This is a genomic window from Leifsonia sp. KNZ12-8B (genome assembly GCF_056755495.1).
On record NZ_JBPGXM010000032.1, the window covers coordinates 20,333 to 31,554 of the forward strand.

Genomic DNA, 11,222 nt, shown 5'->3' on the forward strand with positions numbered 1-11,222 from the left:
GTGACTGCTGCACAGAAGGCGGTGCTCGTCCTCGAGGACGGCACGCGGTACGTGGGCCGGGCGTACGGCGCGATCGGGCGCACGCTCGGCGAGGCCGTGTTCGCGACCGGCATGACCGGCTACCAGGAGACGCTGACGGACCCGTCGTACGCGGGCCAGATCGTGCTCATGACGGCGCCGCACATCGGCAACACGGGCGCCAATGACGAGGACATGGAGTCGCGGCAGATCTGGGTGGCTGGCTTCGTCGTCCGCGAGCCCAGCCGCATCGTGTCCAACTTCCGCTCGCAGCGCTCGCTCGACGACGACCTCGTCGCGCAGGGCGTCGTGGGCATCAGCGGGATCGACACCCGCGCGGTGACCCGGCACATCCGCTCGGTCGGCGCGATGCGCGCCGGCGTCTTCTCGGGCGAGGACTTCGAGCTCAGCGACAGCGAGCAGCTCGACCTCGTGCAGGCGGGCGCGAAGATGTCCGGCCGCAACCTCTCGGCCGAGGTCTCGACCGTCGAGCCGTACACCGTCCCGGCGGTGGGGGAGAAGGTTGGCTCGGTCGCCGTGCTCGACCTCGGCGTCAAGAAGTCGACGCTCGAGAACCTCGCGGGCCGCGGGCTCGACGTGCACGTGCTCCCGCAGCAGGTGACCGCGCAGGACATCCTCGACCTCGGCGTCTCGGCGCTGTTCTTCTCCAACGGCCCCGGCGACCCGGCGGCCTCCGACCGGCACGTCGCCCTGCTGCAGGAGACGCTGCGCGCCGGGGTGCCGTACTTCGGCATCTGCTTCGGCAACCAGCTGCTCGGCCGCGCGCTCGGCCTCGACACCTACAAGCTGCCGTTCGGCCACCGCGGGATCAACCAGCCGGTGCTCGACAAGCGCACGGGCCGGGTCGAGATCACCTCGCAGAACCACGGCTTCGCGGTCAAGGCGCCGATCGACGCGACGTTCGACTCGCCGGCCGGCTTCGGCAAGGTCGAGGTCAGCCACTTCAGCCTCAACGACCAGGTGGTGGAGGGGCTCAACTGCCTCGACCTCAACGCCTTCAGCGTGCAGTACCACCCGGAGGCGGCGGCAGGCCCGCACGACGCCAACTACCTCTTCGACCGCTTCCTCGACATGATCAGGGAGCGCAACGCCGCACCCGCACCCGCCTCCGCCGACGACCAGGAGCAGAACGACTGATGCCAAAACGCGACGACATCCACTCCGTCCTCGTCATCGGCTCCGGCCCGATCGTCATCGGCCAGGCCGTCGAGTTCGACTACTCGGGGACCCAGGCCTGCCGCGTGCTCAAGGCCGAGGGCGTGCGGGTCATTCTGGTCAACTCCAACCCGGCGACCATCATGACCGACCCCGACTTCGCCGACGCCACTTACGTCGAGCCGATCACGCGGGAGGTGCTGGAGGCGATCATCGCCAAGGAGCGCCCCGACGCGATCCTGCCGACCCTCGGCGGCCAGACCGCGCTCAACGCGGCCATGCAGCTGCACGAGCACGGCATCCTCGAGAAGTACGACGTCGAGCTGATCGGCGCGAAGTTCGAGGCGATCCAGAAGGGCGAGGACCGCCAGATCTTCAAGGACCTGGTGATCGAGGCCGGCGCCGAGGTGGCGCGCTCGTACATCGCGCACACCGTCGACGAGGCGCTGGAGTACGCGGAGGACCTCGGCTACCCGCTGGTCGTCCGCCCCTCCTTCACGATGGGCGGCCTGGGCTCCGGCTTCGCGTACACGCCGGAGGAGCTGCGCCGCATCGTCGGCGACGGCCTGCACCAGAGCCCGACGAGCGAGGTCCTGCTCGAGGAGTCCATCCTCGGCTGGAAGGAGTACGAGCTCGAGCTCATGCGCGACACCGCCGACAACACGGTGGTCGTGTGCTCGATCGAGAACGTCGACCCGGTCGGCGTCCACACCGGCGACTCCATCACCGTGGCGCCCGCGCTGACGCTGACCGACCGCGAGTACCAGCGGCTGCGCGACATCGGCATCGACATCATCCGCGCGGTGGGCGTCGACACCGGCGGCTGCAACATCCAGTTCGCGGTGAACCCCGAGAACGGCCGGATCATCGTCATCGAGATGAACCCGCGCGTCTCGCGGTCGTCGGCGCTGGCGTCGAAGGCCACCGGCTTCCCGATCGCGAAGATCGCGGCGAAGCTGGCGATCGGCTACCGCCTGGACGAGATCCCGAACGACATCACCAAGGTCACCCCGGCGAGCTTCGAGCCCACGCTCGACTACATCGTCGTGAAGGTGCCGCGGTTCGCGTTCGAGAAGTTCCCGGCCGCCGACCCGACCCTCACCACGACCATGAAGTCGGTGGGCGAGGCGATGGCGATCGGCCGCAGCTTCTCGTCGGCGCTGCAGAAGGCGCTGCGCAGCCTGGAGAAGCGCGGCTCGTCCTTCCACTGGGGCGCCGAGTCCCGCACGGTGGAGGAGCTGCTGGAGTCCATCGCGACCCCGACCGACGGCCGCATCGTCGACGTGCAGCAGGCGCTGCGCCTCGGCGCGACCGCGGAGCAGGTGTTCGAGGCCACGAAGATCGACCCCTGGTTCATCGACCAGATCGCGCTGATCAACGAGGTCGCCGAGGAGATCAGGAACGCCGAGACCCTCGACACCGACACCCTCCGCTACGCCAAGGACCACGGCTTCTCCGACGCCCAGATCGGCGAGCTGCGCGGCTTCGGCGAGGCCGACGTGCGGGAGGTGCGCCACATCCTCGGCGTCCGCCCGGTCTACAAGACGGTCGACACCTGCGCGGGCGAGTTCCCGGCGCTCACGCCGTACCACTACTCCAGCTACGACCTGGAGACCGAGGTCGAGCCGAGCGACCGGCGCAAGGTCGTCATCCTGGGCTCCGGCCCGAACCGCATCGGCCAGGGCGTCGAGTTCGACTACTCGTGCGTGCACGCGTCGTTCGCGCTGCACGACGCCGGGTTCGAGACGATCATGATCAACTGCAACCCGGAGACGGTGTCCACCGACTACGACACCAGCGACCGGCTCTACTTCGAGCCGCTGACGCTGGAGGACGTGCTGGAGGTCATCCACGCCGAGTCGCAGACCGGCGAGCTGGTCGGCGTGGTCGTGCAGCTCGGCGGCCAGACCGCCCTCGGCCTCGCCAAGGGGCTGGAGGCGGCGGGCGTCCCGATCCTCGGCACGACCCCCGAGGCGATCGACCTGGCGGAGGAGCGCGGTCAGTTCGCCGAGATCCTCGAGAACGCCGGCCTGCTCGCCCCGCGCAACGGCACGGCCGTCGACTACCCGAGCGCCGCGCACGTCGCCGAGCAGATCGGCTACCCGGTGCTGGTGCGCCCGAGCTTCGTGCTCGGCGGCCGCGGCATGGAGATCGTCTACGACAACGCCTCCCTCGCCGACTACTTCGAGCGAGTCGCGAACCAGGGCATCGTGGGCCCGGCCCACCCGCTGCTGGTCGACCGCTTCCTCGACGACGCGATCGAGATCGACGTCGACGCGCTGTACGACGGCGACCAGTTGTACATCGGCGGCGTGATGGAGCACATCGAGGAGGCCGGCATCCACTCCGGCGACTCGTCGTGCACCCTCCCGCCGATCACGCTCGGCCGCCGCGAGGTCGACCGCGTGCGCGAGGCCACCCGGCTCATCGCCGAGGGCATCGGCGTGCGCGGCCTGCTGAACGTGCAGTTCGCGATCGGCGCCGGCGTGCTCTACGTGCTGGAGGCCAACCCGCGGGCGTCGCGGACGGTCCCGTTCGTCTCCAAGGCGCTCGGCATCCCGCTCGCCAAGGCCGCCTCGCGGCTGATGGTCGGCGAGACGATCGCCGGGCTCGTCGAGGAGGGGCTGCTGCCAGAGCAGGACGGCTCCGTCATCCCGATGGACTCCCCGGTGGCGGTGAAGGAGGCGGTGCTGCCGTTCAAGCGGTTCCGCACCCGCGAGGGCGTCGTCGTCGACTCGGTGCTCGGCCCCGAGATGCGCTCGACCGGCGAGGTCATGGGCATCGACAAGGACTTCCCGCGGGCGTTCGCGAAGAGCCAGGCGGCGGCGTACGGCGGCATGCCGCTCGGCGGCACCGCGTTCGTCTCGGTCTCGGACCGCGACAAGCGCGCGATCGTGCTGCCGGTGCTGCGCCTCCAGCAGCTCGGCTTCGAGATCCTCGCCACCGAGGGCACGGCGGAGGTCCTGAACCGCAACGGCATCGGCGCCCGCGTCGTGCGCAAGTACAGCGAGGCGCAGGAGAGCGGCGAGGGCGACTCCATCGTCGACCTGATCGTGCGCAACGAGGTCGATGTCGTGATCAACACCCCGAGCGGCCGCTCCGCGCGCGCCGACGGGTACGAGATCCGCGCGTCCGCCGTCGCAGGCGACAAGCCGCTGTTCACGACGATCGCCGAGCTGAGCGCCGCGGTCGCGTCGATCGACGCGATCAGCGAGGGCTTCGAGGTCACGTCGCTGCAGGAGTACGCGAGGCAGAGGGCAGCGCGCGCGTGAGCTTCGGTGACCGGCTGGCCGCGGTCTTCGCAGGCCCGGGGAGGCTGTGCGTCGGCATCGATCCGCACGCGCACCTCCTCGACGCCTGGGGGCTGAGCGACTCGGCGGACGGCGTGCGCGCCTTCGGCCTGACCGTCGTGGAGGCGGCGGCCGGCCGCGCCGGGATCGTCAAGCCGCAGGTGGCGTTCTTCGAGCGGTTCGGCTCCGCCGGGTACGCCGCGCTGGAGGAGGTGCTCGCGGCCGCCCGCGCGGCCGGGCTGCTGGTGATCGCCGACGCGAAGCGCGGCGACATCGGCACCAGCGTCACGGCGTACGCCGAAGCGTGGCTGACACCGGGCTCGCCCCTGGAGGCGGATGCGATGACCATCGCCGCCTTCCAGGGCGTCGGCTCGATCGCGGAGCCGCTGCGGCTGGGTGAGCAGCACGGCAAAGGTCTGTTCGTGCTCGCCGCGACCTCCAACCCGGAGGCCGCCGCGATCCAGCAGGCGGTGGTCGCGTCGGGGCGGCACGCGGGCTCGACCGTCGCGCGTGCCATCATCGAAGACGTGCACTCCTTCAACCAGGCGCAGCCGCGGCACGCGCTCGGGACCGCCGGGCTCGTGCTCGGCGCGACCGTCGACCTGGCCGGCTACGGCATCGACATCGACGCCGCTCCGCGCACCCCGGCCCTGCCGGTGCTCGCGCCGGGCTTCGGCCATCAGGGCGCGCGCGTCGAGGACGCGCCGCGCATCTTCGGCTCGTACGCCCCCGGCGTGATCGTGAGCGAGTCCCGCGGCCTGCTGAACGCGGGGCCGTCCGGGCTCGCCGACGCCATCGACCGCCGCGCCGAGGAGGTGCGTGCCAGCCATGGCTGAGCCCTCCCGCCGTCCGGCGCCGCCCGAGGTCGACCGGGCCGCCGCCTCGCAGGCCGCCGTCGCCGCCCGCCGGGCGCGCGCCGCGGTCAAGGCGGCCATCGCCTCCCGCGAGCTGTCCCCGCTGACCGTGCTCGACCGCGCGACCGCCGAGCCGGACGGCGTCGAGGGGCGGCTGCGGGTCACCGAGTTCCTGCTGAGCGTTCCCGCCATCGGCACGACCAAGATGCAGGAGGCGCTGGCCCGCCTCCAGATCTCGCCCGCGAAGCGCCTGGGCGGCCTCGGCAGGCACCAGCGGCTGCGGCTGCGCGACTACCTGATCGAGCGCGAGAGCAAGGCGGGCCAGAAGCGCAGCCGGCTCGTCGTGCTGGCCGGCCCGACCGCGGTCGGCAAGGGCACGGTCTCGACGTACATCCGCGAGAACTACCCGGACGTGCTGCTGTCGGTCTCCGCGACCACGCGCGCGCCGCGGCCCGGCGAGGTCGACGGCGTCCACTACTACTTCGTGGACGACGCCGAGTTCGACCGGATGATCCGCGACGGCGAGCTGCTGGAGCACGCCACCGTGCACAACTCCTACCGCTACGGCACGCCGCGCAAGCCGATCGAGCGCGCGCTCGACGACGGCCGCTCCGTGCTGCTGGAGATCGACCTCCAGGGCGCGCGCCAGGTGCGCGAGTCGATGCCGGAGGCGCGGCTGATCTTCCTGCTCCCGCCCACCTGGGAGGAGCTGGTCCGGCGCCTGATCGGCCGCGGCACCGAGGACTCCGCCGAGCAGCAGCGCCGGCTGGAGACCGCGAAGGTCGAGCTGGCGGCGCAGGACGAGTTCGATCACAAGGTCGTGAACCACGACGTCGCAGAGGCCGCTCGCGAGGTCGTAGACTTGATGAAGGTCCGCTCGGCGCCGTCGCGTCCGTAGACCGCTCTCGTCGCGCCGAATCCGGCGCCCATCCGACCGACCACGGCAAGGAGCTCCTCCCGCATGGCTACCAGCAACAACGGCATCATCGACCCGCCCATCGACGACCTCCTCTCGAAGGTCGAGTCGAAGTACGCGCTCGTCATCTTCGCGTCGAAGCGCGCTCGCCAGATCAACGACTACTACGCCGACCTCCACGAGGGCAGCCTCTTCGACAACGTCGGCCCGCTGGTCGACTCGTCGGTCGACGACAAGCCCCTGTCGGTGGCCCTGCACGAGATCAACGAGGACAAGCTCGTCGTCAAGCCGATCGCCGAGTAACCGACCGCAGCGCAGAGCGACCGCAGCCGGGCACGACCCGGCCAGGAGGGGGTGCCGCCGTGAGCACACGATTGACCGTCGTCGTCGGAGTGACCGGCGGCATCGCCGCGTATAAAGCCGTCGGTGTCATCCGGGCGCTCGTCCTCGACGGGCACTCGGTGCACGTGGTCGCCACCGAGGCGGCGCTGCGCTTCGTCGGGCGGCCGACGCTGGAGGCGATCAGCCGCAACCCCGTCGCCACCGACCTCTACGAGGGTGTGGCGGAGGTGCGGCACGTGGCGATCGGCCAGTCCGCCGACCTCATCGTGATCGCCCCGGCCACGGCCAACACGATCGCCAAGCTCGCCGCGGGCATCGCCGACGATCTGCTCGGCAACACGGTCCTCGCCTCCACGGCCCCGCTCGTGATCGCCCCGGCGATGCACACCGAGATGTGGCGCAATCCCGCGACGGTCGCCAACATCGCGACGCTGCGCAGCCGCGGGGTCACCATCGTCGGCCCGGCGAGCGGTCAGCTCACCGGCGCCGACTCCGGCCCCGGCCGGATGGAGGAGCCGGACGTCATCGCGCGCGCCGCCCTGCGCGCCGCGGGCGTCTCGCCGCGCCCCGCCCTCGCGGCGGCACCCGAACCCGTCGCCGACGTGGTCGTGCTCTCCGAGCGCCGCCGCGCCAACGAGGCGTCGCGCGCCCCGCGCGGCGGCGTCGACCTCGCGGGCAGACGTGTCGTCGTAACCGCCGGCGGCACCCGCGAGCCGCTCGACCCGGTCCGCTTCCTCGGCAACCGCTCCAGCGGCCGCCAGGGCGTCGCCATCGCGAGCGCCGCGCAGGCCAGGGGCGCCGAGGTCGTGCTGATCGCCGCGCACCTCGAGGTCGAGCCTCCCGAGGGCGTCGAGCTGGTGGAGGTGCAGACCGCGCTCGAGCTCGAGGAGGCGGTGACCGAGGCCTCCCGCGCCGCCGACATCGTCGTGATGACCGCCGCCGTCGCCGACTACCGGCCGGCCGAGACGCGCGACGCCAAGATCAAGAAGTCGGAGGCCGGGCAGACCCTCACCCTGGAGCTGGTCGCCAACCCCGACATCCTGGCCGGGCTGGCCTCGCGCAAGCGCGACGGCCAGGTGCTCGTCGGCTTCGCCGCCGAGACCGAGCCGGACCCCTCCGCCCTCATCGAGCTGGGCCGCACCAAGCTCGCGGCCAAGGGCAGCGACTTCCTGGTGCTCAACCAGGTGGGCTGGTCGCAGGGCTTCGCAACGGAGAGCAACGAGGTCGTCGTGCTCCGGAAGGGCGGGGATATAGTGATGGAGGCCTCGGGCTCGAAGCTGTCGGTGGCCGATCGTATCCTCGACGTCATCGTCTGACGGCCCGCGTTCCGCTGCGAACGCGCCGCGCCCCCGCCCGAGCAAGGGAGAACCATTGGCAGATCTGCGCCTGTTCACGTCCGAGTCTGTCACCGAGGGCCACCCGGACAAGATCTGCGACCAGATCTCCGACAGCATCCTGGACGCCCTGCTGGCCGTCGATCGCAACAGCCGCGTCGCGGTCGAGACGCTCGTCACCACGGGCCTCGTGCACGTCGCCGGTGAGGTCACCACGAACGGGTACGTCGAGATCCCCGCGCTGGTGCGCGACAAGATCGTCGAGATCGGCTACGACTCCTCCGACGTGAGCTTCGACGGCACCCAGTGCGGCGTCTCGGTCTCGATCGGCGCGCAGTCGCCCGACATCGCCCAGGGCGTCGACAACGCGCTCGAGACGCGCGCGGAGCAGAGCCACGACGACCTCGACCGCCAGGGCGCCGGCGACCAGGGCATCATGTTCGGCTACGCCACGACCGAGACCCCGCAGTACATGCCGCTGCCGATCTGGCTGGCCCACCGCCTGGCCGAGCGCCTCGCCGAGGTCCGCAAGGACGGCACGCTCGACTACCTCCGCCCCGACGGCAAGACGCAGGTGACGGTCGGCTACGAGGGCATCGTGCCGAAGTCGGTGCAGACCGTCGTGCTCTCGACCCAGCACGCGCCGCACGTCTCGTCCGAGCAGCTGCAGGCGGAGGTGATCGAGGAGGTCATCGCGCCCGTGCTGCACACTGCCGGCCTCGAGTCGTCGCACATCCGCACGCTGATCAACCCGACCGGCCGCTTCGAGATCGGCGGCCCCAAGGGCGACGCCGGGCTCACCGGCCGCAAGATCATCGTCGACACCTACGGCGGCGCGAGCCGGCACGGCGGCGGCGCCTTCTCGGGCAAGGACCCGTCGAAGGTCGACCGCTCGGCCGCGTACGCGATGCGCTGGGTCGCCAAGAACGCGGTCGCCGCCGGTCTCGCCGACCGGCTGGAGCTGCAGGTCGCCTACGCGATCGGCAAGGCCGCCCCGGTGGGCCTGTACGTCGAGACCTTCGGCACCGGGACGCTGCCGGACGAGAAGATCATCGCCGCCATCCGCGAGGTGTTCGACCTCCGCCCGGCCGCCATCATCCGCGACCTCGACCTGCTGCGCCCGATCTACGCCAAGACGGCCACCTACGGCCACTTCGGCCGCGAGCTGCCCGAGTTCACCTGGGAGCGGCTGGATCGCGTCGACGACCTGCGGTCGGCCGCGGGGCTGTAGCGATGGCGGCGGCCGGCCGGGTCGCCCGGGTGGTCCTCGACTCGCCGCTGCCGCAGCTGGACCACGTCTTCGACTACGCCGTCCCGGAGGAGCTGGCGGCGGAGGCGCAGCCCGGGGTCCGGGTGCGTGTCCCGCTGCGGACGGCCGGGCGCATCGCCGACGGCTACCTGGTCGAGCTGGCGGAGCCGGGTGACGAGTACGAGGGCGCGCTGAGCCCGCTGGACGCAGTGGTATCGCCGGTCCCGGTGCTCACCGACGGCGTGTGGCGGCTGGCGCGCCGCCTCGCCGACCGCAGCGCGGGGACCGCGAGCGACATCCTCCGGCTCGCGGTGCCGTCGCGGATGGTCCGCGTCGAGAAGGCGTGGCTGGCCCGCGATCCGGAGGCCGACATCCGGCCGACACCGCCCGCCCACGGGGTCCGCGGCTACGGCGCCGGGGTATTGGAGTCCGCCGTCGCCGCGAACGAGCGGCTCGCCCTCCGCCCGCTGGCGTTCCCGAGCGCGCTGCCCGACGGCACCTGGGTGGGGGAGTGGGCGATCACTCTGGCCGCGCTCGCGGCCGCGACCTGGAGCGGCGGCCGGACGGCGATCATCGCCGTCCCCGACCATCGCGACCTGGAGCAGCTCTCTGCCGCCCTCGCCGCGGTCGCCCCTCCCGGAGCCGTCGTCCGGGCCGACGCGTCGCAAGCCAACGCCGACCGGTACCGCGGGTTCCTGGAAACGCTGAGCGGCCCGCGCATCGTCATCGGCAACCGCTCGGTCGTCTACGCGCCCGCCGAGCGGCTGGGGCTGCTCGTGGTCTGGGAGGATAGCGACCCCCTCCACGCCGAGCCGCTCAGCCCGTACGTGCACGCGCGCGACGCGGCGCTGGTGCGGCAGGAGCTCGAGGGGTGCGCCCTCGTGATCGGCGGCCTCGTCCGCAGCGTCGAGGCTCAGCGCCTGGTCGAGCTCGGCTGGCTGCGCGATGTCGGCCCCGAGCGTGCCTATACGCCGAAGGTCGTGCTGACCGCGAACCAGCAGGCGGAGGAGGCGGCGGCGCGTGCCGCCCGCCTCCCGTCGAGCGCGTGGCGGGCGGCGCGGGAGGCTCTCAGCGGTACCGACGGCCACCCCGGCGGTCCCGTGCTCGTGCAGGTCGCCCGCCCGGGCTACGCGCCCGTGCTCGCCTGCGCGAAGTGCGGCCAGGCCGCGCGCTGCAACCGCTGCACCGGCCCGCTCGGTCAGCCCCGGGCGGGTGCCACCCCCGCCTGCGCCTGGTGCGGCGCGCTGGCGACCGACTGGCGGTGCGACCACTGCGAGCACGACCGGTTCCGCATGGTGACGGTGGGATCGGGGCGCACCGCCGAGGAGCTGGGCCGCGCCTTCCCCGGCGTCCGGGTGGTGCTGGCCGACGGCGAGCATCCCGTGCTCCGCGTGGGGGCGGCTCCCGCGCTGATCGTCGCGACCCGCGGCGCCGAGCCGATCGCCGAGGGCGGGTATCGCGCGGTGCTGCTGCTCGACGGCGAGCGGATGCTCGCCCGCGAGACGCTGCACGTCGCCGAGGACTGCCTGCGCTGGTGGGCGAGCGCCGCCTCCCTCGCCGCACCGGGTGCTCCCACCGTGCTCGTCGGCGTGTCCGGCACGCTCGCGCGCGACTTCGCGACCGGCCGGCTGGCCGCGTTCGCGCACGCCGAGCTGGTGGACCGCCGCGAGCTGCGGTTCCCGCCCGCCGTGCGCCTGGCCTCCGTCACCGGGGCGGAGGAGGTGGTGCGGGAGGTTGTCGCGGCCGTCGACCCCGGCTTCCTGATCGACGTGCTCGGGCCCGCGCCCGTCGACGACCGGCTGGTCCGCACCATCCTGCGCTTCGAATACGCGAAGGGCGCCGACGTGGCCGCCGCGGTGCGGGCGGCGGTCGTGAAGAACGCGACCCGGCGTCGCAAGGCGCCGGCCGGTCGCGGCGGCTACCGGCCGGCGCCGCCGCGGCGCCGACCCCCCCGGCCCCGCCCGCCCCCCCGGGCCGGGGGCGCCCCGCCCCCCCCCCCCCCCCCGCACGGGCTCCGTCGCGGAGGCCGAGCGCACCGCGACC

8 protein-coding genes are annotated in these 11,222 nt (G+C 72.6%); all 8 read left to right on the forward strand.

Annotated features, from left to right (window positions below; all coding sequences use genetic code 11):
* Window positions 1-1,176 carry a glutamine-hydrolyzing carbamoyl-phosphate synthase small subunit gene (gene carA, locus ACR9ZG_RS07255; RefSeq protein WP_481284152.1) on the forward strand — a complete coding sequence of 392 codons (1,176 nt, stop codon included), beginning with the start codon at window positions 1-3 and terminating at the stop codon, window positions 1,174-1,176.
* Window positions 1,176-4,466 carry a carbamoyl-phosphate synthase large subunit gene (gene carB / locus ACR9ZG_RS07260; protein WP_481284153.1) on the forward strand — a complete coding sequence of 1,097 codons (3,291 nt, stop codon included), beginning with the start codon at window positions 1,176-1,178 and terminating at the stop codon, window positions 4,464-4,466. The genes carA and carB overlap by 1 nt, the downstream gene beginning before the upstream one ends.
* The gene (gene pyrF, locus ACR9ZG_RS07265; RefSeq protein WP_481284154.1) at window positions 4,463-5,320 is read left to right on the forward strand and encodes an orotidine-5'-phosphate decarboxylase; all 858 of its coding nucleotides are present in this window, start codon (window positions 4,463-4,465) and stop codon (window positions 5,318-5,320) included. The genes carB and pyrF overlap by 4 nt, the downstream gene beginning before the upstream one ends.
* Complete coding sequence (gene gmk / locus ACR9ZG_RS07270; RefSeq protein ID WP_481284155.1) at window positions 5,313-6,236, forward strand: guanylate kinase; 924 nt, start codon at window positions 5,313-5,315, stop codon at window positions 6,234-6,236. Before pyrF ends, gmk begins: the two co-directional genes overlap by 8 nt.
* A gap of 63 nt (window positions 6,237-6,299) precedes the next feature.
* Entirely contained in the window at window positions 6,300-6,557 is a 258-nt protein-coding gene (gene rpoZ / locus ACR9ZG_RS07275; RefSeq protein WP_481284156.1) for a DNA-directed RNA polymerase subunit omega, read from the forward strand.
* Window positions 6,558-6,628: 71 nt separating this feature from the next.
* Entirely contained in the window at window positions 6,629-7,912 is a 1,284-nt protein-coding gene (locus ACR9ZG_RS07280; protein ID WP_481284159.1) for a bifunctional phosphopantothenoylcysteine decarboxylase/phosphopantothenate synthase, read from the forward strand.
* Between the two features lie 55 nt (window positions 7,913-7,967).
* Window positions 7,968-9,161: a methionine adenosyltransferase gene (gene metK, locus ACR9ZG_RS07285; RefSeq protein WP_481284157.1), complete on the forward strand. Its 1,194-nt coding sequence runs from the start codon at window positions 7,968-7,970 to the stop codon at window positions 9,159-9,161.
* A 2-nt stretch (window positions 9,162-9,163) separates the two neighbouring features.
* On the forward strand, window positions 9,164-11,222 hold a 2,059-nt coding region (locus ACR9ZG_RS07290), incomplete at its 3' end, for a primosomal protein N' family DNA-binding protein (RefSeq protein WP_481284158.1).